This is a genomic window from Eubacterium sp. AM46-8 (assembly GCF_003466705.1).
Classification (GTDB): domain Bacteria; phylum Bacillota; class Clostridia; order Lachnospirales; family Lachnospiraceae; genus Lachnospira.
Map to the genome: position 1 here is coordinate 149,106 of NZ_QSEU01000004.1, position 26,452 is coordinate 175,557.

Below are 26,452 nucleotides of genomic sequence, written 5' to 3' on the forward strand. Positions count from 1 at the left end.
GTCTGTATGAACTATTAATTAATCAAATCTTACACTAACTCTGATATTGCTTAAATCATACTTGTCAGAACCAGTGCCATGCGCATCAAATCTGTAGCATACAGCATCAACATCATTAAGACTTATAGTGTATGTATGAGTCTTAGTTTTATTGTTATTCTTCTTAAGATCCACATCTTCTTCATGCCATCCGGTCCATGCCTTATTAGAATTCTTTCTGTATGTGGTATCTAAATCCGCATATCCATCATCTACCATCCTGATGTTATAGCTGATTGTAATAGTCATTGTACTGCAATTCTTCTTTATCTCATTTAAAGATATACCATTCATATAGATAGAATTGTTTCGTACATTACCACTCGTTGAAGTACCTGAAGCTCCATCTATGAAGAAATGTAACTTTACAGGTTCCTCCTTTGAGTTATCTGTTACGCGGTAAGAATATGGATGACTGTAAGTGAATGTCTTATTAAGACTCCAGCCTGCATACAGTGTAACTGTTCCTTCACCTGTAAGATTATCAGCAGAAGCACCCGGTGCGTATGTGACTGTTCCTCCATCTTCAACACACCATCCAAGGAATGTGTATCCATATCTTGTTGCTGTAGGAAGCTGATATTTCTTATCATATGTGAATGTACGGGCTGCAATTGCATCGCCATTCTTGGTATCAAAATGTACTGTATAATTATTAGCTGTCCATACAGGATACATAGTAAGTCTTTCATTATCGCCTTCTGCAAGTCCGCTTATAACTTCACTGTCATTGTATACCTTATCTGCACCAGCCTTTAATGACCAGCCTGCAAATGTATATCCTATTCTCTTGAACTTATTAGCACTGATAGATACTCTGTCAGTATATTTTAGGTTCATGTCATCCATAGAGCCTGTTGTTCCATCTCCATATGGAATGAACTGGATAGTATAGCTGTTTTCTTTCCAATTAGCTGTAAATTCTTTATCTCCTGTAGAACCTGTTGTTATTACCGGATCCATCTGTGTTCCATCAATACCTGTTCCACTCCAGCCAAGGAATGTATAACCTGAACGCTTAGGTCTTTCAAGCGTAATAACAGGACTGTCAACCTCATAAGTATCCGGATTACCCGCTGTACCACCATCAAGATTATAAGTGATATTATATACATCTTTGCTCCACTTTGCAGTTAATACCATATTGCCGGCAGGCATATACTCAGGAATATCATTGTCCCATCCTATAAATGTATATCCCTTCTTAACCGGAATCTCATTTACAGTAACCTCAGTATTGTAATCCTGTGTTACAGGTGCAATATCACTACCACCATCAGTATTAAAGCTGATTGTGTACTGGTTAATACTCCATGTAGCAACGTAAGTAATATCCCTGTCAGGCATCTCACTTACAATATCACCATTCCAGCCTGTAAATGTATATCCTGTTCTTTCCGGATTAATAACATCAATCTTAGTTCCATACATGTAATCGTATACAACATCATCCTGTCCGTTATCAAGTACAAGAGTCAGTCTGTGTACATTACGCTTGTAGAAATATCTTACAACAGTTGTACCTTCTCCATTAACAATGGCTGTCTGTACTTCTGGCAGAGTAAACCCTTCCATATACTTAACTTCTGGTGTAACTTCACTGTCAGTATCTGCTGTATATACATTTCTGTCATATAATTCATATCCATTGCCATCAAGCTTTTCAATGAGATGTTCTACAGTGTAATTAACTTTGCCAACCTCCCATTTTGCATATAATATAATATTATCTGCCGGCATTATTCCGTCAAACGCTTCTGTACACTCTTTGTCAGTATACCATCCTGCAAATGCATATCCTGCTCTTTCCGGAACTGGTGTAATAACACCTGCACCCCATCTTGCAGTAATTTTCTCTCTGTTCACAGTTCCACCCATAGGATTAAATTCTATGTTAAATGTGTTTCTGTCATAATGTACTTTAAACGTAAGACTTCCGTCTGCCGCAACCACACCTGATGGAAGTTCCCCTGAAAGATGATATCGGCTGTTGTCATACCACTCTTTGTCAGCAGTTACAGTCTGTCCGGTTGTTCCTTTGCTTATCTTGGCTTTATCAAGTTTATAATTACCATTCTCATCTTCGAGGTAATATTTCGTTGTGTATACAACATCATCAGATTCTTTCCATACTGCTGTATAAGTTGTATCCTTTGCAGGAACTGTCTGTGTAACAGAAGGCTCCCATCCGACAAATTCATAACCTGGTCTGTATACATTAGGTGTTGGCATTAGCGTTCCGTATGTATACTGTCCTTCAGTAACAGTCTCTCCTTCTGAGATGAATTTGATGTTATATTTATTTCTTGCATAATAATAATTAACAGTTGTACTTCCATCAGCATTAACAATCTGTGATAATACTGCCGGAGTCGCAAATCCATTTCTTACATTAGGCTTTGGTGAAACCTTTTCGTCTGTCTTGGCAGTTTCCTGTCTTGTTGACAATACACTATATACGCCATCTGTTCCTTCAACATAATCAACAACATTATAAGTTGTATCTGCTGCTTCCCACTTGGCATATACAATTCTGTCTTCATTAGGCATTACATCAGGAACATTATATTTCTTAGTGAATGCTTCATCTGTGTACCAGCCTGCAAATGTATAGCCCTGTTTAACAGGATCTGCCGGCTTTGTAATCTGTCTGCCATATTTAGCTACAATTGCATCTACCACAGAACCTCCGTTAGTCTGGAATGCAATATAATAACCATCTCGTAAATTATCCCAATGAAGAGATATCTTTCTTGTAATTGGCTTGGTGTTAAATGATCCCTTCTGGTTCTTCCATGTGATTATCATCTCACCATCCTGCTGAGGTTCACTACCCGGATCAACTGCAATTATGTTAGTAGCCGGGTCATATGAGAATGCCGGATTGGTCATTGCTATTACATAGTATCTGTCACTGTCATCATATACTTTTCTGAAATACTCGTCATTCTTATCAAGGCCTTCCTTCATATCCAGATACTGCATTTCAAAATATGTATCTGGAAGTCTTACAGTCTTAACATCTCTTTTCATCCTGACATCTTTTACAGAATCCTGATTGTATGCAAAATCACATACATTTTCAACTACACCAACGCTGTACAGCGGCCACTGCTTTTCAAATAGTGTAGGATTATAGCTAAAAGTTCCTGCCAGTGCCTGTGCCAGGAATTTGACTTCCATATACATGCCAATCTCCATGTATATTGCACCCATTGAACTTGATGTTCTGCCCTGTGATGCAGCATATTTGAGCTGATAGTACAGATATCCCCATACCTGTGCATAACCTCCAACCTCTGCCATGAAGCCTACGCTGGCAAGCTTGGTTGATATCAAACCGATAGAAACACTTAGCCTTATACCAGCACGGATTCCTATTGTTCCAATAGCATACACCGAAAATTCATACTGTTCTTCGCATAAGTCTATAGTGTCACTTGTTACCTTTCTGTCAAATACCATAATGCTGTAGACATATCTTTTAGCATTCTTATACCAGTGCGTCATACCCATGGATATGTTGACATTAGCTGAAACAACAAATTCAACCTTAAACTCAATATCAATAATTCCGATTACACGGACATGAGACTCAGTTAAAGACTTAGTATAGAGGTCAACCCAGTCAGCCTCATCATCAAGCATGTCTGAATATCTCTCTGCAAGGCTCTTTGCTACTGATATCTCTTTATTCTCACCGCCATCTCCAAGTTCCTCAAGTCGCGTAGACATATCAGAATTATCAGATATATATGTAGTTCCCAGCTCCATCATGCTCTTTAATTCTTCAGCAATCCCATTGATTACTTCGTCAAGCTTTGATGAGCTTTCTTCATTATCATCCTCAGCAGTTTTTACATTAACATTAAAGTTAATTCCTGTGTAATCATACAGGTCAAGTGAAACAGCAACACGGTAATCATCAATATATGGGAATATTCCCCATACCTTCCAAATTGCTTTACCACTTACATTAATATTAATCTTAACTTCCTGTTCAAATGTAGCAGAAACAACTACCTTCATGTTAGAGAAAGAAATCTCAACTCCAATATCAAGCGCAAGTCTTAATCCGCTTACATTATCAAAATGCTTTAAACCAGTTGAAAGTTCTGCTCTTACATGATCAAGCTTTATTGTTGGTTTCTTACTTCCATATATAGCTATCTCACTATTTCCACTATCAGCTTTATAAAATCCTTCAACAGGTACAATACTGATATCTGCATTCATAGTCTGTGACAGATAGTCCTGAAGTTCCTGATAAGAATCTGTTCTTTCAACAGCCTGTGCAACTTCATCAACAACGGTCTGTGCAAATCCACTGTCAACAGCCTGCTGCTCAACACTCTGTTCAATACTATTTACATCCTGATTCTCTAATATACTTTCGCCCTTGACATTATCAGTCTGATATACATCCATTGCAGCCTGTACTTCATCCCATGTTACCTTCGTATAGGCAATTACATAGTCTGCATTATCTGATGAAACACTGGTTATAAGAGCATACTGAATCTGATTATCACCAGCTTCATAAATTGCAAGATAATCTCCTGCATCCACAGTTGTATCTTCATCTAAACCAAGACTTGCATATGGGCTGTCAGCTCCATAAGTCATCTTGCTCTGTAATACTGTAATGCTGTCATTATCATAATCATTATCTTTATCATCGGCAATATTCACAGGAAGTACATCTGGAACAAAAAGAATCTCTTCTGCTGCCATTCCTCTATATGAATATTCATTGTTATTAACTGATGTAATCTCGAAGAACGAAACATCATCTTCTGAAATTACATTGCCATCTAATTGTGGAACTACATCTCCATCATAGACTGCAATCTTATCACCTACAAAAAGTTCACTGTCTGAATATGTAAAGCTGCCTGTTGTCTTAGTTGCCTCCTGACTTACTGTACCATCAGAACCAACGGTCATCACTGTTACAGAAATCTTATCAGTTCTCTCTCCATTAACAAAAAGATTACTTAAACTTTCTGAACTGATATATTTAATATCATTACCAAGATTAACATTCTTTACATCTGGCTTGTATACTGTGAAATCGTACTCTCTTATTGTCGAATCATAACCTGTGAAGAAAAGTCTGTCGTCTGAAAGCTCAAGACGGTATCCAGAGCCTTCCTGCCATGAGCCATTGCATTTTATTATAAATGTATACGCCCCATCATCTAATACATTTCCCACAGCAACATCAATTGAAGTTTCTTCAGAAGAATCACTTACATTCTTAATTGTTAAATAATTCTTCACTTCTTCCTTAGTCAGCTTACCTGTCTTATCTGTTAATGTAATTGTAAATTCATTAGCATCAACATCATAACTTCTTGCATATGTATCAATGCTTACAGTCTTAAGTTCCTGTTCATCTGCCCATGATGCATACAGAACTATATCACTTAAAAGTCTGTCACTACGCTTAACATAATTCGTACACGCTGAATCATAACACCAGCCTAAGAATGTTGAACCTGCTTTTCCCGGAACTGGAAGATCTGAAAGCTTTGTACCGGCCTCAAAAACAGATTTTTCTAGTTCAATCTCTCTGTCCTGCTCGTCCTTCTCTCCAGAATAAAGTGTTCCTCCGTTAGTTTCGTATTTAATATTGTATTTTGTTGTTTCAAATGTAACATCAAATGTAAGGTTATCCGTATAAGTTCCTGCATATTTAGGAACTTCTAACAGCCTTGTCATATATTTTCTTGTATTATCACTGCCAGTAGCTGTAAGCTCTGCTATTACTGAATTGTTAACAAGAGACATCTTAATATCGTCATTGTATAACTCATATCCTAATCTGATATCTCCATTCTTAAGATTCCATTCATTATTAGAATAAACAGAAACACTTACTTTATCTTTCTCATATAAACCACCTGCATGTCCTGATATTACAAGATTATCCTTATCTGCATCAACGCTTGCTGGTATGTCAATATAATAATATCTCTCAATCCATCTGGCATAAAGGACAACTACGCCTTGGTACTGGTCATCCGTAATTGACTTCACAGGCTCACCTGTAAGCTCCTCATTATCATACCAGCCGCCAAACTCATAGCCCTGATTGACAATATCATCTTTACCCGGTAGTTCTGCAACCGGATATTCAGAAGGTGCTTCATACCCACTGACGTAATATCCTCCATTAAGCTGATAATCAATCTCCTTTAGCTGATTGCTCTCATCATAAGCAGACTGACTTTCAAATCCCTGTGCATAGTACATTCCCGGTACTGACACAACAAGCATTGCAGAACATAAAAGTATACTCAGAAATCTTTTCATCTTAACGCCTCCTTTATGTTATAACCACATATTCTAATATTCAGTTTTCCGTCTTCTATATGTTGTATTTATAATACCTGAATTATGTGGTTTTGTGAGGTTTCCTGCGTGAATTACAAATATTTTGACATGAACGATTAGATTTATATATGGTAATTTGGCCGAATGCCATATATAATTAATTAACAGTTATTTAATATATTATTTATTAATATGAGGGAGATTGCCATGAAGATTGCTGTATGTGATGACAACGAAAATGAATTAACAAGAATCAAAGAATTATTAGATGCCTATGCTTCCTGCAACAATCAGAATTTCATTATAAAATGTTTTTCTAGTAGTGTTGAACTTGCTTCAACTGCCGAATTTGAGAAATATGACATATATATTCTTGATATTATTATGCCTGTGATGGATGGTATAAGTCTTGCGAGGGAAATCCGCACATTTGACAAGTCGTCACCTGTAATATTTCTTACATCTACACCGGAATTTGCAGTAGAAAGTTACACCGTTAAGGCATTTAACTATCTGTTAAAACCCGTTGATAAGATACCTTTGTACAATACAATTGATGATATTATAGAGACATTTCATAATGAACAGCATGACACATTTATCATCAAGAACAATTTCGGTATACATAAGATATATCTGGCAGACATCGTCTATGCGGAAGCTCTTAACAGAAAAGTTATACTGTATCTTAAGAACAATGAACAAGTGGTATCTACAGATGTATTCTCGTCTGTATGTGATACCCTGACGGCACATAAGGAATTCACTCTGCCACACCGTTCTTTTATCGTTAACATGAATTACATCAGAACTATTGATACTGAAAAGATTCTTCTTAATAATAACAAGACTATACCGGTTGCTCAGAGACGTGTGTCAGACATCAAAAAACAGTACCTTGAATTCCAGATGGAAGAATAGTATATATACATCAGAAAAGGAGAATAGCCATGAGTGCTGCCGCAATATTAAGCCTTATAAACTATGGTTTTGTTCTGATATTCGGAATCATAGTATCATTTTATTTTGCAGGAATATGCTGGGAAGATAATAAACGCCTATATATCCTTACAATTATAGCATTTGCCATATTTCAGACTGTATCTTACATCACGTTTGGCAAAGAGATTCTTTATAAATGCTACCCTATATTCATACATATTCCTCTGATTCTGATAATCAGATATATATGTCATCAGAATATATACATATCCTCTATTGCTGTTATGTCTGCATATCTCATGTGTACTCCAAGAAAATGGTTTGGCACACTTGCTATGTATGTATTCCCTCAGATTCATATGATTTCAGATATCACAACTATAGCAGTCACTATTCCACTTCTGCTTATTGTTGTTAAATACATTTCGCCATATATAATCAGGCTGAAAGATGAATCCAGAACAATTATATCTCTGTTTTTCCTTCTTCCTTTAACCTATTATATTCTTGAATATGCTTTCACTGTGTATACAGACCTTCTCTATACCGGTAAAGCTGTAATAATTGAATTCATGGACAGCTTCATTGTAATATTGTATTTCACTTTATCAATAGTTACGCTCCATCTGTCCAACAAAAAAAACACTGCTGAACGTAAGAATATTATTCTCTCTGCAGCCGCAACACAGGCAGAAAAAGAGATTTCACAGCTTACTGATTATCAGAAACAGGCAGCTATCTACAGACATGATTTAAGACATCATATGACTTTCATACAGAACTGCCTTATCAATAACCATACAGAACAGGCTCTGGACTATATCAATGAAATCAACACCAGTCTTGATAATACACGGATTACACGCTACTGCAATAACGAAGCTATTAACCTTATATTATCATCATATATAAGCAAAGCTAACAAAACAGGCATTACCACACATATATCAGTAACTGCATCTGACTTCAGTAGGTATAAGATTACCGACCTGTGCAGCCTTCTTGCCAATGCTATAGAAAACGCAATCAACGCCTGCACCAGCCAGATTAGCACTACTAATAATCCTCTCGCTGATTCTGAAAAAAATAACAGACGTCTGATTACCATCAGAATGTTTGAAAAAAACAATAAAATATGCATTAACATATCCAATACCTATCTGACGAACCACAATTTGTCAACATGATTCCTGTAACATCACAATTAGGTCATGGTATCGGAATACGAAGCATTATATCTGTAGTTGAGAAGTACAATGGCATATACGCATTTTTTACTAAAGACGGGATATTCTACTTTCAGGCATGTATATGATAAATTATGAGATATCTTAAATACAAATAACGGGGACTGCCGTATTCGCAGTCCCCGTATTTTAATATCAATTATAACAATTATAATGTTACACCCTGCTTAAAGATTGCTAAATCATGGAATCCTGCTATCTCAGCCTTAACCTTCTTACCAGAAGCAACATCTAATACAAGCTGGAAAAGTTCCTTGGCTGCATCTTCAAGTGGAAGGTCATCTGTAACAATTCTTCCTGCATTGAAGTCAATCCAGTTGCCCTTATTTCCTGCAAGTCTTGAGTTAGTTGCAATCTTAACTGTAGGAACAGGAGAAGCAAATGGTGTTCCACGTCCAGTTGTGAAAAGAACCATCTGTGCGCCTGAAGCTGCACAGGCTGTTGCAGCAACAAGGTCATTACCAGGTGCGCTGAGAAGATTAAGTCCCTTAGTATTAACTGGCTCTGCATATGCAAGAACGCCCTTTACTAATGAACTTCCTGACTTCTGTGTACATCCCAAAGACTTGTCCTCAAGAGTTGTAATACCGCCATCCTTGTTTCCTGGAGATGGATTCTCGTAAATCTCCTGACCATTCTTAATGAAGTATTCCTTAAAGTCATTGATAAGATGAACTGTCTTCTCAAAGAGTTCCTTATTAGCACATCTGTTCATAAGAATTGTCTCTGCACCAAACATCTCTGGAACTTCTGTAAGGATAGTTGTACCACCCTTAGAAACAAGCATGTCTGAGAAAAGACCAACTGTTGGGTTAGCTGTGATACCTGATAATCCATCAGAACCACCACACTTCATACCAATGATAAGTTCCTTTGCATTAACCTTTTCACGCTTAAATGTAGCAGCATAAGCCATAAGCTCGTTCATAAGCTTCTCTGCTTCTTCCTGCTCGTTCTCAACATCCTGAACCTGAAGGAACTTAACTCTGTCTGGATTAACCTCTCCGATATAATCCTTAAGAACTTCAATACGGCTGTTCTCACATCCAAGACCAAGTACAAGAACTGCACCTGCATTAGGATGATTAATTAAATCAGCAAGAATCTTTCTTGTATTCTCCTGATCTTCTGTTGTCTGTGAACATCCATATGGATGAGTAAATGCAACTACTTCATCTACTCCTTCTGGCTTGTTAGCTCTTGCTGTTGCTTCAATTGCTCTTGCAATTGAGTTAACGCATCCAACTGTAGGAACAATCCATACTTCGTTACGGACACCAACCTTTCCGTTCTCTCTCATATATCCATCGAAATAAGCTGGTTCAGTAGGCTCAACATCCTTATGGCCCTCTGGTTCATATGTATATTCAAGTAATTCACCGAGACCAGTCTTTAAGTTATGAGTATGAACCCATGCTCCAACTGGAATATCTGCCTGTGCAAATCCGATTCTGAAACCATATTTGATAACCGGATCACCATTCTTGATAGCCTTAATTACGAACTTGTGTCCCTGTGGAATATCTTCTACAGTTGTCACATCAATTCCTGCAACATTAAGAGTTGTGCCTTTAGCAATTGGCTTTAACGCTACAGCAACATTATCATCTTTATTAATCTTAATAAAATCCTGCATATATCCTCCAATTCAATTTGATTATTATATTAAATAAGAGCGGATGAATATAAAAACATCCGCTCTATAATCATTCAAAGAGCTATTAATTAGTCAGCTAAATCATTAACTACTGCTCTCATACCTCTTTCTCTGATATCTGTGATGTACTCAGTAATAACTTCTTCAAGGTTAAGAACCTTAGAAAGATCCTCGCCACCGAAGAACTTAGTATTGCTTAAGTAAGCATGTGTGAATTCCTTAGCAGACTTTCCTGAATTATCTCTGAAGAAATCAAGAACAGCCTTGTCATCTGTGATGTTGTACTCTTCACCGTTTCTGTTACCCTTTAATACAATACCACCGTTGAACTCAGCTTCTGTCTGTGATGTATAGAAGCTCATGAGTGCTGCGATAGAGAATGTAAGGTACTTAGGAAGCTTGTTAAACTTGTTAACATATCCTAAGAATGAAGGTAAACATCTTGCTTCCCACTTAGATACTGAGTTAAGTGAAATGCTTAATAATCTATGATCTACGAATGGGTTAAGGAATCTGTCAATAACAGCCTTAGCGAACTCTTCGCAATCTTCCTTAGAAAGTGAAAGTGTAGGAATAACTTCATTGTAAAGTGTCTCTTCCATGTACTTTCTGATTACAGGATCCTTCATAGAATTCTCTACATTGTCATTACCTGCAAGGAATGAAGCTAATACAAATGAAGTATGAGATCCGTTAAGGATTCTTACCTTTCTTTCCTTATATGGATGATGATCCTTAGTAAATACTACATTAAGTCCAGCTTCCTTGAATGGAAGTTCCTTCTCAAGCTGCTCAAGTGGAAGGTTAGAATCACTCTCTACAACCCAGAGACCGAATACTTCTGCTCTGTCGATAAGCTGATCCTCATATCCCCATTCCTCGCAAAGCTTAGCTGCGTCTTCTCTTGGATATCCTGGAACAATTCTATCTACGAGTGTTGGGCAGAATGAACAGTAATTGTTAACCCAGTCCTTGAATCCATCTTCAAGACCCCAAAGCTCAATAAACTTCATGATGCACTTCTTTAATTCAATACCATTATCAGCGATAAGCTCACATGGAAGTAAGATAAGTCCCTTATCTGCTGCCCCGTTGAACTTCTGATATCTCTTGTAAAGGAGCTGTGTAAGCTTTCCTGGGTATGTCTTAGGAGGACGTGCATTAGGATCGTTATCTGTCTCGTCAAATACGATACCAGCCTCTGTTGTATTAGAAACGATGAATCTAAGAGTCTCGCTTGTACCATACTCAATGTACTTGTCATAATCCTCAATAGCTGCAACTGCATCTACTACTGATGTAATCTGACGTGTGATTTCCTTAGGCTCTCCATCAACAAAACCTCTTAACTGAAGTGTATACTGGCATTCCTGATCATGGAATCTCTCAAGTGTACCGAACTCGATAGGCTTAACGATAACAACACCACCGTTGAAATCTGTCTTCTCATTAGTTACATCGAAGATATAATCAACGAATGCTCTAAGGAAGTTACCCTCACCGAACTGCATAACCTTAACAGGTCTGTCAACTGCATGTGTAATACTCTTGTTTAATCTCTGCATCTTAAATCTCCTTTTTTCATTGGGAATAATCCGTTTTACGATAACGGTCCCTAATTATTAACCAGTAAATGGTATGTAAATAAGTGCATGTAAGCGCTTTCATAAATAAAATATACTTAAAAATGCTCTAAGTCAATACATTTTTCTGCTTTTTAAAAAATTCTTACATTACACTTGTTTTTATAATAATACCATTGTATAATTCATTTATCAATATGTAAGCGCTTACATTTATTTATTTTTTATCAATTTCTGTTAAGCGATACATTTACATTCGTCAAGAGATGAGGTCGCACATGAATATTAATATATATGATGTTTCTAAAAAAGCTGGTGTGTCCATAGCAACTGTCTCAAGAGTACTTAACGGCAACGCCAGAGTTTCTGAAAAGACAAGAGACAAAGTTATTAATGCAATGAAAGAATTAGACTACACTCCTAATGTATTTGCAAGAGGATTAGGTCTTAATACTATGAAGACAATTGGCATTATGTGCATAGATTCATCTGATATATACCTTGCCAACGCTGTTTACTATCTTGAACAGGAGCTTCGCAAATACAACTACGACTCTATTCTTTGCTGCACAGGTAAAGATTACAATAATAAGAAGAATTATCTCGAGCTTCTTTTAAGTAAAAGAGTTGACGGAATTATTCTTGCCGGTTCACAGTTTGTAGAAAATACCAGTAAGCATAACAATGACTACATTATTAATGCAGCTAAAGATGTTCCTATAGTGCTGGTCAACGGCTATCTGGACGCTGACAACATTTATTCTGTTATGTGCAATGATGAAGAAGCTGTATACAATGCAACAAAACTCTTGATAAATAATTCACATCGTAATATAGTTTATTTATATACGAGTACTTCATACAGTGGCATGAATAAGTACCGCGGCTATCTTAAAGCAATTAATGAAGCCGGTATTACTCTCCCGGATGAATTCCATCATCTGTGTGGCAAGAACATATCTCATGCCAGGGATTATCTTACATATCTATATGATAAAGGTATGAAGTTTGATGCCGTTATGACATCTGATGACTCTATCGCTGCCGGTGCTGTCAAGTTTGCACATACCCACGGAATCAGAATTCCTGAAGATTTAGAGGTTATTGGATATAATAACTCTGTTCTTTCATTGTGTACAGAACCTGAGCTTACCTCTGTTGACAGCAAAGTTGAGGAACTATCCTCATGCGCGGTAAGCGTGCTAATGAAGGTTTTATCCGGTGAAGATGCTGACAATCACAGTATCATCGCCGCTGATATAATAAAACGCAACACAACAATATTTTAATTCACAGGAGGATTATGAATCATGAAACAGTTCATGGACAAAGACTTTTTACTTTCAACTCCAACAGCTCAGCATTTATTCCACGATTATGCAGCTAAGATGCCAATACTTGACTATCACTGCCATATCAACCCTAAGGAAATCGCTGAAGACAGAAAGTTCGAGAACATCACACAGGTATGGCTTGGTGGCGATCATTACAAGTGGCGTCAGATGAGAACTAACGGTGTTGATGAGAAGTACATCACAGGTGATGCTTCTGACCGCGAGAAGTTCCAGAAATGGGCTGAGACTCTTGAGATGGCTATCGGTAACCCACTTTATCACTGGAGCCACCTTGAACTTCAGAGATACTTCGGATACAACGGTATTCTCAACGGCGATACAGCTGAGGAAGTATGGAATCTCTGTAATGCAAAGCTACAGGAAGATTCTATGTCAGTTCGTAACCTTATCAAGCAGTCAAATGTTACATTAGTTTGTACAACAGATGATCCTGTTGACTCACTTGAGTGGCATCAGGTTCTTAAGGATGATAAGACATTTGACGTACAGGTACTTCCTGCATGGAGACCTGACAAGGCTATGAACATCGAAAAGCCAGAATATCTTGATTACCTTGAGACATTATCTAATGTAAGCGGAATTAAAGTTAATTCATTCGCTTCATTAATAGATGCTCTTAGAAACCGTATGGATTTCTTTGCTTCTATGGGATGCTCAGTATCTGATCACGCTCTTGAGTATGTAATGTACAAGCCATACACAGAAGAAGAAATCGAAGCAATCTTTGCTAAGAGATTCTCAGGTTCTGCTATCACAACAGAAGAGATGAACAAGTTCAAGACAGCATTCATGGTATCTGTAGGTAAAGAATACAATAAGCGTAACTGGGTAATGCAGTTACATTACGGTACAATCCGTGATAACAACAGACTTCGTTATGACCAGTTAGGACCAGATACAGGTTATGACTGCATCAATACATATGACTGCTCTGCTGAGATGGCTCAGTTCCTTAACGCACTTAACGCTACGGATGAGCTTCCTAAGACAATCATTTACTCACTTAACCCTTCAGTTAACGCTGCTATCGGAACAGTTATCGGATGCTTCCAGGATTCTAAGGCTGTCGGCAAGATTCAGCAGGGTTCAGCTTGGTGGTTCAATGATCATAAGGTTGGTATGACTAATCAGATGACAAGCCTTGCTAACTTAAGTCTTCTTGGTAACTTCATCGGAATGCTTACAGATTCAAGAAGCTTCCTCTCATACACAAGACATGAGTACTTCAGAAGAATCATGTGCGAGCTTATCGGTGGATGGGTAGAGAATGGTGAATACCCAGCAGATGAGAAGGCATTAAAGAAGATTGTTGAAGGTATCTCATACAATAATGCTGTAAGATACTTTGGATTTGATCTTTAATTAATTTCTAAAAGAAAAAAGGCTCTCATGCAATCCGCATGAGAGCCTTTTTCTTTTAGAAATCAATTACTCTTCTTCCTCTTCTGGTTCATTCCAGTTATGATATACATTCTGAACATCATCATCTTCATCTAAAAGTCCTAAGATTCTGTTCATCTTCTTAATATCATCCTCAGATGTAAGGTCTACAGTTGTCTGTGGAATCATAGTAACCTCTGCTGAAGCAAATGTTACTCCGGCATCAGCTAATGCCTGATTAACAGCATCAAACTCCTCTGGTGAAGTAAGGATTTCATAACAATCCTCTTCTTCATTAAAGTCATCTGCACCAGCATCAAGAGCTAACATCATAAGCTCATCAGCATCTCCGGTATATTCTTCCTTATCTACAATCATCTGTCCCTTGTTATCAAACATGAATGATACACAGCCCGGAGTACCAACATTACCGCCACCCTTAGTGAATGCACTACGGATATTAGAAGCTGCTCTGTTTCTGTTATCAGTAAGAGCCTCTACGATAATAGCTGTTCCGTTAGGCCATATCCTTCATATGTAACTGATTCGTAGTTAGACATATCATTACTTGCAGCCTTCTTAATAGCTCTGTCAATTGTATCATTAGGCATATTAGCTGCTTTACACTTAGCAACAACCTGTCTTAACTTACTATTATTATTAACATCCGGACCGCCTTCTTTAACAGCAATCATAAGCTCCTTACCAAGTCTTGTAAAAATCTTACCCTTAGCTGCATCATTGGCTGCCTTCTTATGCGCAATATTCGCAAATTTTGAATGTCCTGACATAAAAATACCTCATTTCAAATTATTGTTGTAACTATTCAGAGCCAGCCTCCAAAATGCTTCGCATTTTGGAGGTGTGGCGTATCCGCCAGATAGAATTTCAAAATCAGATATAGAAATGCAAGCATTTCTAATCTGATTTATGAAATTCTGCCTGGCTCTGAACAGTTACAAATTAGCTTTAATCTTCTCAATCATCTCAGCATATTCAGCATCTGTAAGATACTTCTTATCTGGGTTCATAAGGAATACGCCACCCCATTCGAACTCGTCCTTATACTTAGGGCAGAGATGGAAATGAAGATGATGACCTGTATCACCATATGCACCATAGTTAACCTTATCTGGGTGGAAAGCAGCCATGATAGCTCTTGCTACTCTTGCAACATCCTCAAAGTAAGCAGCTCTCTCTTCTGCAGTTAACTCGTTCATATCACCAACATGCTTCTTATGTGCTACGATACATCTTCCAGGATGACTCTGCTCCTTGAACAGATATACCTTTGATGTCTCAAGCTCACATATCTTAATACCAAACTTAGCTACGAGGTCACCCTCTACACAATATGCACAATTCTGATCTACCATAATCGTATCCTCTTTTCTATAACCAAATATAACTCATGCTTCTATATTGCCGGGTTTGAACAGATACAATCTGTTCAAACCGTATGTAATTGGCATGTTCTCATGCCAATTACATTATTACATTGCATCCTTAATTGAGAAGCTGATTCTTCCCATCTTATCCTTACCCATGCACTTACACTTTACATGATCGCCAAGTGTAAGAACATCTTCAACATGGTTGATTCTCTCATTAGAAATCTTAGAAATGTGAACCATTCCTTCCTTGCCAGGAGCAAACTCTACGAATGCACCGAATTCCTTAATGCTTACAACCTTACCTTCATATATCTTGCCTTCTTCGAAGTCTTCTACAATAGTCTTGATATATTTCATAGCCTTATCCATTCCTGCCTGCTCAACACCACATACAGAAACGAATCCATCATCAGTAATATCAATCTTAACACCGCACTCATCAATGATTGCGTTGATTGTCTTACCACGCTGTCCAACTACTTCGCCAATCTTAGCAGGGTCAATAGATGTCTGGATAATCTTAGGCGCATACTCACCAACAGTCTTTCTAGGCTCAGCAATAGCAGGCTTCATACATGTATCCATGATGAAAAGTCTTGCTTCTCTTGTTCTTCTTATAGCCTCTTCAACGATTGGTCTTGTAAGACCGTGAATCTTAATATCCATCTGGATAGCTGTAATACCTTCTGTTGTACCTGTTACCTTGAAATCCATATCTCCAAAGAAATCTTCAAGTCCCTGGATATCAGTAAGTACAATATAATCATCATCTGTCTCGCCTGTAACAAGACCACATGAAATACCGGCTACCATTCTCTTAATAGGAACACCTGCTGCCATAAGTGACATACAAGATGCACATGTTGAAGCCATTGATGTAGAACCATTAGATTCAAATGTCTCAGAAACGGCACGGATTGCATATGGGAACTCTTCCTCTGATGGAAGAACAGGAACAAGTGCCTTCTCAGCTAATGCTCCATGTCCGATTTCACGACGTCCTGGTCCTCTTGATGGCTTAGTCTCACCTACAGAGTATGAAGGGAAATTATAGTGATGTATGTATCTCTTAGTAGTTACATTCTCATCAAGACCATCAACCTTCTGTGCCTCTGATAAAGGTGCAAGAGTAACAACATCACAGATCTGTGTCTGTCCTCTTGTAAACATTGCAGAACCATGAACTCTAGGAATAATATCAACCTCAGCTGCAAGTGGTCTGATCTGGTTAATAGCTCTTCCATCCGGTCTCTTGTGATCCTTTAAGATCATCTTACGAACAGTCTTCTTCTGGTACTGGTAAACAGCTTCACCAAGAACTGCAAGCCATTCCTCATTATCTGCAAATGCTTCCTTCATCTTCTCAGTTACAGCATCAATATTCTTCTCTCTTGTCTGCTTATCATCTGTGAATACAGCAACTTCCATCTCTTCTGGAGATACAACCTGCTTCATAGCCTCAAACATCTCTGCAGGAACAGCACAGCTTACATAAGAATGCTTTTCCTTGCCAACCTCAGCAACAATCTTATCAATAAATGCAATGATTGTCTGGTTGATATCATGAGCCTTATATATAGCCTCAATCATCTTGTCTTCTGGAATCTCATTAGCTCCTGCTTCAATCATGATAACCTTCTGCTTAGTTGAAGCAACTGTAAGCTGAAGATCTCCATCCTGCCACTGTGCCTGAGATGGGTTAACGATGAATTCTCCATCAATCATACCAATCTGTGTTGTAGCACATGGACCGTCAAATGGAATATCAGAAATAGATGTTGCAATAGCAGAGCCAATCATAGCAAGTAATTCTGGTCTGCAATTCTCATCAACTGACATAACCATGTTATTAAGAGTAACATCATTACGATAGTCCTTAGGGAATAATGGTCTCATAGGTCTGTCGATAACTCTTGATGTAAGGATAGCATTCTCAGATGCCTTACCTTCTCTCTTGTTAAATCCACCAGGAATCTTTCCTGCTGCATACATCTTCTCTTCATATTCAACGCTTAATGGGAAGAAATCAATTCCTTCTCTTGGTTCTTTAGATGCTGTTGCTGTTGAAAGAACAACAGTATCACCATAATGCATTAATGCAGCACCGTTAGCCTGTGCACACACTCTGCCGATATCAACTCTTAAAGTTCTTCCGGCGAGTTCCATTTCATACTGTTTAAACATATGAACTCCTTCCATGAATAATATATTTAACAGAAGGTCCGAAACAACTGAAAAACACACCATGAATCCACCTTCATGATATACATTTCAGTGGTCTCGGGGTATCCCTTCTGCCATTAACAACGCAATAGGGCGGAGTTATACACTCCGCCCTGATTAATTACTTTCTTAAGCCTAAACGCTCAATAAGATTTCTGTAAGATTCAATATCTGTATCCTTAAGATAAGCAAGTAAAGCTCTTCTCTTACCAACCATCTTAAGAAGACCTCTTCTTGAGTGGTGATCCTTCTGGTTAACCTTAAGATGTTCTGTTAACTCAGCAATTCTTTCTGTTAAGATAGCTACCTGAACTTCTGGAGAACCTGTGTCTCCTGGCTTTCTTCCATAAGTAGCAATGATTTCTGCTTTCTTTTCCTTAGATATCATGTCTGATTCCTCCTAATTATTAATCTCCTGTTACTAAGCTTCAGGTCGGAGTGTCCTATAGCTGGGTAACGGCTCATACTTGATTATTGTAACACAGCAGTTTGTCCTTTGCAAGCACTAATTATCCAATAAGAAACATATTTCTTGCAAAATCTGAATCTGCTGCTATCTGCTTTTTCAATCCTTCTACATCTTCAAACTTCATCTCTGGTCTGATAAAATGCATAAATTCAACATCAACCTTCTTGCCATACACATCCTTCTCAAAATCAAAAAGAAATGTTTCAACACTAATCTCTGGTGCATCACTTACGGTAGGTTTGGTTCCTAAGTTAGTAACGCCATAGTATTTTTCTCCATCAACAGTTGTCTGCGTTGCATATACTCCGTTAGGAGGCAGAAGCTTGTACTCTGTCGGATAAATATTAATTGTAGGAAAATCTATCTTTCGTCCCAGCTGGTTTCCCAGGGAAACAATACCTGTCACATTGAAAGGCCTGTTAAGAAGGACATTAACAGTTTCCATATGACCAAGCTTAAGCTCTTCCCTTATATATGTACTGCTGATTTCCTTATCCTGATACTTTTCTTTTTCAACAATAATAGTTGTGAAGCCCTGTTTCTCACCTGCCTCCACAAGCATTGCCGCATCTCCAGCCCTGTCCTTGCCAAATCTGTAATCAGTTCCCACAACAACATATTTTGCATGCAGCTTGTCAATAAGAATCCTGCGTATAAAATCTTCAGGCTCCATATGCATGAAATCATCTGTAAAAGGATATTCAATCTCGACGTCAATGCCAAATTTCTCACACAGTATACGTCTTTCATTGCTTGTAGATATGAAATGCTGGTATCTCTGTGGACATATAGAAAGTGGAATACTGTCAAATGTAAACAAAACTGCTAAAAGATTCTCTTTATCTGCTTTCTGTCTTACAATTTCAATCAACTTCTGATGTCCGGTATGTATCCCATCAAACTTTCCAAGAGTAACAGCACTGCATTTATTCAATTGAAAATCATCTGTACCATGAATATATTCCAAAGATGATCACGCCCCTTTACTTGTTGTCTTCGTAAAATATCTTAACCGGATAAAGTACTTCTTCTCTTAATTCATATATACCAATAAAGTCCTTAGCTGAATCATACACTCTGTACCGCTCATTATCAACAGCTCGGATATCATCAGGTATATTATCACCTGAAATCTTATTGCCATTATGCAGATATCTGTCTATTTCTTCTGCAAATATTATCTCAGGATAATCTTTAAATATATTGTCAATGTCAACCATTCTCTGCTCAATCTCGCCCTTTAATACAAGAGCTGATATCTGATTGAGTGTAAGGGTATCATCTAGTCTGAAATCCCCGACACGGGTTCTTGTCAGCTTCATCATACACGCTCCGCATCCAAGTTTTCTGCCAATGTCGTCACACAAAGACCTGATATAAGTTCCTTTAGAACAGTCAACTGTTATTGTAACTGTTTTCTGCTTATCCGCCAAGTTAATATCATTAACTCTTAGTGAATTAATATGAACAGTTCTTGGCTTTCTCTCTATTTCAATACCCTTTCTTGCAAGCTCATAAAGCTTCTGTCCATTATGCTTTAATGCTGAATACATAGGTGGAATCTGTTCATATTCACCAATAAATTCATTGCACGCCTTAAGTATATCAACTTCACTGACATCAACCTCTGACTGTGCGATAATCTTGCCTGATATATCCAGAGTATCCGTTGTAGTACCAAGAAGCATTACCGCTTCATAAGTCTTACCCCAGTCAGTTATAAGATCACACAGCTTGGTAGCTTTCCCAATGCATACAGGAAGAACTCCCACAGCATCAGGATCAAGCGTACCTGTGTGACCTATTTTTTTAGTTTTAAGAATTCCTCGCAGTTTTGCAACCACGTCATGAGAAGTAAATCCCTGTTCTTTATAAACATTTAAAACGCCATTCATGCATTATCCTCATTATACTGCTGCTCAATCATTTCTCCAATCTTATTAACGATAGAATGAACATTGCCCTTAGCAGAGAATCCTGCTGCCCTCACATGTCCTCCACCGCCAAAACTAGCAGCGATTCTTGCAACATCTATCTTCTTCTTAGAACGAAGACTTACCTTATATTCGTTCTTATCAGTTTCATAAAGGAATATTGCCACCTCAACACCATCAGTAAGTCTGAGCTGCTCTATTACCCCTCCCAGTTCCTTTCCAGTAACACCATAGAAATTCATTTCCTCAATAGATACACTAGAGAATATGCATTTGCCATCATAAAACAGCACACTTTCCAGTAATGCTCTTCCAAGAATCTGGTTCTGAATATAACTTTTCTTATAAAAGCTGTTATCGATAATGTCAGAATAATCAATACCCATTTCCATCATCTTTCCGGCTATATCCATTGTTCTTCTTGATGTACAGCTGTATTTGAATACACCTGTATCATGGATTATTCCTGTATATATGCACTCTGCAACATTCTTATCAACTTTATTCTCGTCAAATGTTGTATAGAGGACCTCACATGCTGAACTTGACTGTGGTTCAACAAGATTAACATCAGCAAATGAATTATTGCTTATATGATGATCTATGCAGATAGTCCTGTCAGCATTTTCAAAGCAGCTCATAAATGGCTCAATTCTGTCCATTGAACTGCAGTCAAGCACTACGAATAAATCAAAATGTTTATCCTCAGCTTCATACTTAATTTCATTAATACCAGATAAATAATTAAATTCATCTGATGGCTTTTCAAGATAAACAGTAACCTGACACTCAGGAAGATTCTTCCTGATATAATTATATAAACCTAATGTTGAACCAACACAGTCACCATCAGGACGTATATGTCCTGTGATTCCTATAACTTTCGCATGTCCGATTTCTTCAATAATATTCATAATTAACCTCTTTAATTATTCTGTCTCAGAAGACTCCTCAACGTGCATCTTGTTATCATGTTCTGTAACTTCATCAATAAGCTTAGACATATTAATACCATACTCAATTGACTGATCGAGAATGAATCTGATTTCAGGAGTATTTCTTAAATTGACAGTTCTTGCAAGCTGTCTTCTTATATATCCCTCTGCACTCTTAAGACCTGTAATCGTATCCTTCTGTGACTTTTCATCACCAAGAACACTTATATACGCCTTACATGTCTTAAGATCAGGAGCGACCTCAACCGCTACAACCGAAGTCATAGGGTTGATTCTAGGGTCTTTAATCTCACTTCTGATTATATTACTTAATTCTTTCAATACCTCGCCGTTAATACGGGTATTCTTCACACTATTTTTACGCATATATTCTCCAAATAAAAACTAAATCCTATCTTGGCACTTCAACCATAATATGTGCTTCAATCATATCCTCTGGCTGGATATCATTGAACTTTTCAAATACCATACCACACTCAGTACCTGCCTTGATTTCCTTAACCTCATCCTTGAAGTGCTTAAGAGATGCGATAGGTCCTTCATAAACCTTCTCACTTCCTCTTGTTATACGGACAACAGAATCTCTTGTAATTCTTCCCTCTTCAACGATACAGCCGGCAATATTACCAACTCCTGAAGCCTTGAATATCTGCATGATTCTTGCATGACCGATAATCTTTTCTTCATAGATAGGCTCAAGCATACCCTTAAGGCTGCCTCAACATCTTCAATAGCATTGTAGATAACGCTGTAAAGCCTTAAATCTACCTTTTCTCTCTCTGCAACAATTCTTGCCTGATTATCAGGCTTAACGTTAAATGCAATGATGATAGCATTAGAAGCTGATGCAAGTACTACATCGGATTCATTAACATTACCAACACCACCATGAATTACCTTAACAACAACCTCATCATTAGAAAGTCTTACAAGACTTGACTTAACAGCCTCAACAGAACCCTGTACATCAGCCTTGATGATAATATTAAGTTCCTTCATATTACCAGCCTGAATCTGTTCAAAGAGTGCATCAAGAGATACCTTATGCTTAGTATCATCGAGAAGCTTCTTTCTTCCCTCGCTGATAAATGTCTCTGCTGTACTTCTTGCTTCCTTCTCTGAATCAGCAGCCATAATGATTTCACCTGCATTAGGAACATCATTAAGACCAAGAATCTCAACTGGAGTAGATGGTCCGGCAACCTTTACTCTGTTACCCTTATCATCAATCATGGCTCTTATCTTACCATAGCAAGAACCTGCTGATACAGCATCTCCCACATGAAGAGTACCCTTCTGTACAAGGATAGATGCTACAGGACCACGTCCCTTATCAAGCTCAGCCTCAATAACAATACCTCTTGCCTTTCTGTCAGGGTTAGCCTTAAGTTCATTAACCTCTGCTGTAAGAAGAATCATATCAAGAAGCTCATCAATACCCTGCTTAGTATGTGCTGATACTGGAACAAATGTAGTAGAACCACCCCAGTCTTCTGCAATAAGACCATACTCAGTAAGTTCCTGCTTAACCTTCTCGATATTAGCATTAGGCTTATCAATCTTATTGACAGCAACAATAATCTCAACACCTGCTGCCTTAGCATGGTTAATAGCCTCAATAGTCTGTGGCATTACACCATCATCTGCAGCAACAACAAGAATAGCGATATCAGTAGCCTGTGCACCACGCATTCTCATAGCTGTAAACGCTTCATGACCAGGAGTATCAAGGAATGTAATAAGACTTCCATGTACATTTACCTGATAAGCACCTATCTTCTGTGTAATTCCGCCTGACTCCTTAGCTGTTACATGAGTCTCTCTGATTGCATCAAGTAATGATGTCTTACCATGGTCAACGTGTCCCATAACACAGACAACTGGTGGTCTTGGAACAAGCTTATCCTCTGGATCTTCATCTTCCTTAAGAAGCTCTGCAATAACATCAATCTTCTCTTCATGCTCACAGATACAATTGTACTCAAGAGCAATCTCCTCTGCTGCATCATAATCTATCTCTTCGTTGATAGTAACAACCTTGCCCTGTAAGAATAACTTCTTAACAAGAGCTGCAGGAGCAACCTTCATCTTATCAGCAAGTTCCTTGATAGTAAGAGTATCCGGAAGAATGAGCTGCTTAATTGTTTCTTCTTCCTTTTCCTTCTTCTCTGGCTTTGTCATAGGCTTCTTGTCAAATCTGCTGTTAGCGAACTTAAGATTTTCTTTAGCCTCATTATCTCTCTTTCTGTCATTCTTCTTGCTGTCTATTCTTGAATCATGTCTTCTTGAATCTGGCTTAGCTGAGAAATCAAACTCTTCCTTAGGTGCAGAATCTCTTCTATCATTATTGCGTCTCTGACCACCATTAAAGCCATTGCGGTTCTGGTCATTATCCTTTCTGAAGCCACCGTTTCCAGACTGTCCATTTCTGTCATTTCTGAAACCGCCGTTGTTGTTACGGTCATTGTTTCTGAAATTGCCATTATTATCACGGTTACCATAACCACCATTGTTGTTACGGTCATTATTTCTGTATCCGCCATTATTATCACGGTTGCCGTATCCACCATTATTATTACGGTCATTATTTCTGTATCCACCGTTGTTATCACGGTTACCATATCCACCGTTGTTACGGTCGTTATTTCTGTAACCGCCATTGTTACGGTCATTTCTGTATCCGCCGTTATTATCACGGTCATTATTTCTATAACCGCCATTGTTACGGTCATTTCTGTATCCGCCATTATTATCACGGTTCTGGTTATCTCTGTTGTTATCTCTTCTAGGATTCTTATCCCTTGAGCTGTTCTGTGGGAAATATACCTGTGAGATATGCTTCTTGTCATCAGAGTTGCCAGACTTATTCTGTCCACCCTGCTTTGGAGCCTGATTCTGCTGCCTGTTATCCCTGTTGTCATTCTTTACAGGCTGTGACTGCTTTGCTGGCTGTGACTGCTTTGCTGGCTGTGCTGCCGGCTTATTCTCAGCCTTAGGTGCAGGAGCAAACTTCTTTCTCACACTTGAAATTTCTGCATCTGTAAGCCCGCTTACAGACTTATAAGTCTTCTCGCTGTTGCTAAGCATATCAGTAATATCCTTAGATGTTATATTTAATTCTTTTGCCAATTCATGTACTCTCATATTTGCCATTTAACCTCTTTTCCAAATAACAGCACTGCTGTTATTCTAAACCCTGTTCAAAATATTTTTCTATGGTCTTTGCAAATCCTTCATCAAGGACTGCCAGTGATGCGCGGAATTCCTTTCCTATTGCGTGGCCTACGCTTTCTTTGTCACTGAAAAAATGTATTGGAACCTTGTAATAAGTACACATATTCGAAAACATTTTCTTAGTATTATCTGAAGAGTCGTCTGCAACAATAACTGTGTATGCCTTTCCGGTTTTAACAGCCTTCTCTGTTGAGAATTCCCCACTTGCAACCTTTCCGGCTTTCTGCGCCAGTCCGATCATATTAAGAATTTTCTGTCTATTTTCCAATATTATTCAGCTCCTTTGCTAACTCATCATAGATACCCGCATCTATTGCCATCTTGAACGACCTCTCAAGACCTTTTGTCTTAAAAGCTTTGGCAAGACATTCTTCATTGGCACATATATAAGCCCCTCTTCCATTCTTCCTGCCTGTAGTATCAATAATGATTGATTCATCCTGCGTCTTAAGAATACGGATTAAATCTTTCTTATCCTTCATCTGTCCGCACCCAATACACTGTCTCTGTGGAATCTTCTTCACTGTAGCCACTATGCATCACTCCTAATAATTATTCTTCATCAAGGCTTATTTCAGATGGTTCAACATACTCTTCGTCTAAATTCTCTTCTTCTGTATGTTCTTCAGGTTCAGCCTCACTCTTAATATCAATTCCATATCCTGTAAGCTTTGCAGCAAGTCTTACATTCTGTCCCTGCTTACCGATTGCTAAAGAAAGCTGCTGCTCAGAAACAACAATCTTTGCCTTCTTCTCTTCATCATCAGCTACTGCTGAAACAACCTTTGCAGGGCTTAATGCATTAACAATAAGCTGTGCTGAATTGCTGTCCCACTCAATGATATCAATCTGCTCGTTACCAAGCTCATTAACAATAGCCTTAACTCTCGCACCGTTAATACCAACACATGCACCTACAGGATCAACATTAGGAACATTTGCTCTTACTGCCATCTTAGTTCTTGATCCTGCTTCTCTTGCAATACCCATGATTTCAACAACGCCATCTTTAATCTCTGTAACTTCTTCTTCGAAAAGCTTCTTAACAAGCTCCTGTGACTTTCTTGAAACTCTTACAACAGGACCACCCTTTTCTCTGTTAATTACATCAACAACATATAACTTAATTCTATCGCCTGGTACAAACTTCTTATCCTTGAATTTATCATCAGCCTTAAGAACTGTCTGGATTCTTCCAAGGTCAATAGTAAGATCACCATTATCAGCAACTCTCTGTATAATACCTGTAATAAGCTCCTTCTCCTTAGAATGATATTCATTATAAAGAGCGTTCTTTTCCTGTTCTCTGATAGTCTGCACAATAGTATTCTTAGCATTCTTAGCGGCCTTTCTTGAGAACTCCTCAGACTTAACTTCAACAGTGATAACATCACCAAGCTGGCAGTCAGGCTTAATCTTTCTGGCATCTTCTAATGCAATATCAGTACCTGAAACATATTTTTCTTTCTTATTCTCTCTGTTCTCTGGGACAATAACTTTCTCAACAACAGTTCTGTCAGAATAAATGTGAAAATCACCTGTTCTTCTGTCTAACTCAACACGACCGTTGTCAGCCTTATCAAATTCAGCCTTGTACTCATCCATAAGAGACTTCTCGATAGCCGCAAACATAATCTCTTTATCGATTCCATTCTCCTTCTCAAGAGCATCAAGTGCCATAATTAATTCCTTATTCATTG

At 38.1% G+C, this 26,452-nt stretch carries 19 protein-coding genes and 1 pseudogene; 4 read left to right on the forward strand and 16 right to left on the reverse strand.

Annotation, left to right across the window (positions count from 1 at the left end; translation table 11 throughout):
* Positions 1–18 precede the first annotated feature (18 nt).
* Positions 19–6,357, reverse strand: a complete 6,339-nt coding sequence (locus tag DW963_RS04295) for an InlB B-repeat-containing protein (RefSeq protein WP_117913987.1) — start codon at positions 6,355–6,357, stop codon at positions 19–21.
* A 228-nt stretch (positions 6,358–6,585) separates the two neighbouring features.
* Between DW963_RS04295 and DW963_RS04300 the strand changes: the two genes are divergently transcribed.
* Together DW963_RS04300 and DW963_RS04305 are read left to right on the forward strand one after the other, a co-directional pair.
* Positions 6,586–7,299, forward strand: a complete 714-nt coding sequence (locus DW963_RS04300) for a LytR/AlgR family response regulator transcription factor (protein WP_158567462.1) — start codon at positions 6,586–6,588, stop codon at positions 7,297–7,299.
* 29 nt (positions 7,300–7,328) lie between these two features.
* Complete coding sequence (locus tag DW963_RS04305) at positions 7,329–8,507, forward strand: ATP-binding protein (RefSeq protein WP_117913989.1); 1,179 nt, start codon at positions 7,329–7,331, stop codon at positions 8,505–8,507.
* Positions 8,508–8,715: 208 nt separating this feature from the next.
* Here DW963_RS04305 and DW963_RS04315 read toward each other — a convergent pair whose 3' ends face one another.
* Positions 8,716–10,203, reverse strand: coding sequence for a UxaA family hydrolase (locus DW963_RS04315; protein WP_012739146.1), 1,488 nt, complete (start codon positions 10,201–10,203; stop codon positions 8,716–8,718).
* Between the two features lie 89 nt (positions 10,204–10,292).
* Positions 10,293–11,789 (reverse strand): tagaturonate reductase, encoded by a 1,497-nt coding sequence (locus DW963_RS04320; protein ID WP_022098495.1) that lies wholly within the window; start codon positions 11,787–11,789, stop codon positions 10,293–10,295.
* Between the two features lie 296 nt (positions 11,790–12,085).
* Between DW963_RS04320 and DW963_RS04325 the strand changes: the two genes are divergently transcribed.
* Both DW963_RS04325 and uxaC read left to right on the forward strand, forming a co-directional pair.
* Positions 12,086–13,096, forward strand: a complete 1,011-nt coding sequence (locus DW963_RS04325; protein ID WP_353652766.1) for a LacI family DNA-binding transcriptional regulator — start codon at positions 12,086–12,088, stop codon at positions 13,094–13,096.
* Positions 13,097–13,117: 21 nt separating this feature from the next.
* Entirely contained in the window at positions 13,118–14,524 is a 1,407-nt protein-coding gene (gene uxaC, locus DW963_RS04330; RefSeq protein WP_117913991.1) for a glucuronate isomerase, read from the forward strand.
* 66 nt (positions 14,525–14,590) lie between these two features.
* Here uxaC and DW963_RS04335 read toward each other — a convergent pair.
* The 13 genes and pseudogenes from DW963_RS04335 to nusA all read right to left on the reverse strand — a co-directional run bounded on the left by DW963_RS04335 (position 14,591) and on the right by nusA (position 26,450).
* Positions 14,591–15,333, reverse strand: a pseudogene (locus DW963_RS04335) (YebC/PmpR family DNA-binding transcriptional regulator).
* 165 nt (positions 15,334–15,498) lie between these two features.
* Entirely contained in the window at positions 15,499–15,918 is a 420-nt protein-coding gene (locus DW963_RS04340; RefSeq protein ID WP_117913992.1) for an HIT family protein, read from the reverse strand.
* A 117-nt stretch (positions 15,919–16,035) separates the two neighbouring features.
* Entirely contained in the window at positions 16,036–18,120 is a 2,085-nt protein-coding gene (locus DW963_RS04345) for a polyribonucleotide nucleotidyltransferase (RefSeq protein WP_082425971.1), read from the reverse strand.
* A gap of 160 nt (positions 18,121–18,280) precedes the next feature.
* Positions 18,281–18,547, reverse strand: a complete 267-nt coding sequence (rpsO, locus tag DW963_RS04350; RefSeq protein ID WP_012739137.1) for a 30S ribosomal protein S15 — start codon at positions 18,545–18,547, stop codon at positions 18,281–18,283.
* A 121-nt stretch (positions 18,548–18,668) separates the two neighbouring features.
* Positions 18,669–19,595, reverse strand: coding sequence for a bifunctional riboflavin kinase/FAD synthetase (locus DW963_RS04355; RefSeq protein ID WP_117913993.1), 927 nt, complete (start codon positions 19,593–19,595; stop codon positions 18,669–18,671).
* A 16-nt stretch (positions 19,596–19,611) separates the two neighbouring features.
* On the reverse strand, positions 19,612–20,523 hold the full coding sequence (gene truB, locus DW963_RS04360; RefSeq protein WP_117913994.1) for a tRNA pseudouridine(55) synthase TruB: 912 nt from the start codon (positions 20,521–20,523) through the stop codon (positions 19,612–19,614).
* Positions 20,520–21,476: a DHH family phosphoesterase gene (locus DW963_RS04365; protein WP_117913995.1), complete on the reverse strand. Its 957-nt coding sequence runs from the start codon at positions 21,474–21,476 to the stop codon at positions 20,520–20,522. The genes truB and DW963_RS04365 overlap by 4 nt, the downstream gene beginning before the upstream one ends.
* A 15-nt stretch (positions 21,477–21,491) precedes the next feature.
* On the reverse strand, positions 21,492–21,884 hold the full coding sequence (rbfA, locus tag DW963_RS04370; protein WP_117913996.1) for a 30S ribosome-binding factor RbfA: 393 nt from the start codon (positions 21,882–21,884) through the stop codon (positions 21,492–21,494).
* 25 nt (positions 21,885–21,909) lie between these two features.
* Positions 21,910–22,173, reverse strand: coding sequence for a hypothetical protein (locus tag DW963_RS13930; RefSeq protein ID WP_330419558.1), 264 nt, complete (start codon positions 22,171–22,173; stop codon positions 21,910–21,912).
* Positions 22,083–24,671 carry a translation initiation factor IF-2 gene (infB, locus tag DW963_RS04375; protein WP_353652767.1) on the reverse strand — a complete coding sequence of 863 codons (2,589 nt, stop codon included), beginning with the start codon at positions 24,669–24,671 and terminating at the stop codon, positions 22,083–22,085. The genes DW963_RS13930 and infB overlap by 91 nt, the downstream gene beginning before the upstream one ends.
* A gap of 31 nt (positions 24,672–24,702) precedes the next feature.
* Complete coding sequence (locus DW963_RS04380) at positions 24,703–25,020, reverse strand: L7Ae/L30e/S12e/Gadd45 family ribosomal protein (RefSeq protein ID WP_117913997.1); 318 nt, start codon at positions 25,018–25,020, stop codon at positions 24,703–24,705.
* A complete protein-coding gene (rnpM, locus tag DW963_RS04385) occupies positions 25,010–25,276 on the reverse strand; it encodes an RNase P modulator RnpM (RefSeq protein ID WP_117914021.1) in 267 nt (88 codons plus the stop codon). Before rnpM ends, DW963_RS04380 begins: the two co-directional genes overlap by 11 nt.
* A 28-nt stretch (positions 25,277–25,304) precedes the next feature.
* On the reverse strand, positions 25,305–26,450 hold the full coding sequence (gene nusA / locus DW963_RS04390; RefSeq protein ID WP_117913998.1) for a transcription termination factor NusA: 1,146 nt from the start codon (positions 26,448–26,450) through the stop codon (positions 25,305–25,307).
* Positions 26,451–26,452 lie beyond the last annotated feature (2 nt).

What these genes read in the sequence shown, in the direction of transcription:
- uxaC (WP_117913991.1), top strand. Translation starts at nt 13,118, where the DNA reads ATGAAACAGTTCATGGACAAAGACTTTTTACTTTCAACTCCAACAGCT.
- DW963_RS04315 (WP_012739146.1), bottom strand. Translation starts at nt 10,203, where the DNA reads ATGCAGGATTTTATTAAGATTAATAAAGATGATAATGTTGCTGTAGCG.
- DW963_RS04320 (WP_022098495.1), bottom strand. Translation starts at nt 11,789, where the DNA reads ATGCAGAGATTAAACAAGAGTATTACACATGCAGTTGACAGACCTGTT.
- DW963_RS13930 (WP_330419558.1), bottom strand. Translation starts at nt 22,173, where the DNA reads ATGCAGATATTCAAGGCTTCAGGAGTTGGTAATATTGCCGGCTGTATC.
- DW963_RS04340 (WP_117913992.1), bottom strand. Translation starts at nt 15,918, where the DNA reads ATGGTAGATCAGAATTGTGCATATTGTGTAGAGGGTGACCTCGTAGCT.
- DW963_RS04345 (WP_082425971.1), bottom strand. Translation starts at nt 18,120, where the DNA reads ATGTTTAAACAGTATGAAATGGAACTCGCCGGAAGAACTTTAAGAGTT.
- truB (WP_117913994.1), bottom strand. Translation starts at nt 20,523, where the DNA reads ATGAATGGCGTTTTAAATGTTTATAAAGAACAGGGATTTACTTCTCAT.
- DW963_RS04295 (WP_117913987.1), bottom strand. Translation starts at nt 6,357, where the DNA reads ATGAAAAGATTTCTGAGTATACTTTTATGTTCTGCAATGCTTGTTGTG.
- infB (WP_353652767.1), bottom strand. Translation starts at nt 24,671, where the DNA reads ATGGCAAATATGAGAGTACATGAATTGGCAAAAGAATTAAATATAACA.
- DW963_RS04325 (WP_353652766.1), top strand. Translation starts at nt 12,086, where the DNA reads ATGAATATTAATATATATGATGTTTCTAAAAAAGCTGGTGTGTCCATA.
- DW963_RS04305 (WP_117913989.1), top strand. Translation starts at nt 7,329, where the DNA reads ATGAGTGCTGCCGCAATATTAAGCCTTATAAACTATGGTTTTGTTCTG.
- nusA (WP_117913998.1), bottom strand. Translation starts at nt 26,450, where the DNA reads ATGAATAAGGAATTAATTATGGCACTTGATGCTCTTGAGAAGGAGAAT.
- rpsO (WP_012739137.1), bottom strand. Translation starts at nt 18,547, where the DNA reads ATGATATCTAAGGAAAAGAAAGCAGAAATCATTGCTACTTATGGAAGA.
- DW963_RS04300 (WP_158567462.1), top strand. Translation starts at nt 6,586, where the DNA reads ATGAAGATTGCTGTATGTGATGACAACGAAAATGAATTAACAAGAATC.
- DW963_RS04365 (WP_117913995.1), bottom strand. Translation starts at nt 21,476, where the DNA reads ATGAATATTATTGAAGAAATCGGACATGCGAAAGTTATAGGAATCACA.
- rbfA (WP_117913996.1), bottom strand. Translation starts at nt 21,884, where the DNA reads ATGCGTAAAAATAGTGTGAAGAATACCCGTATTAACGGCGAGGTATTG.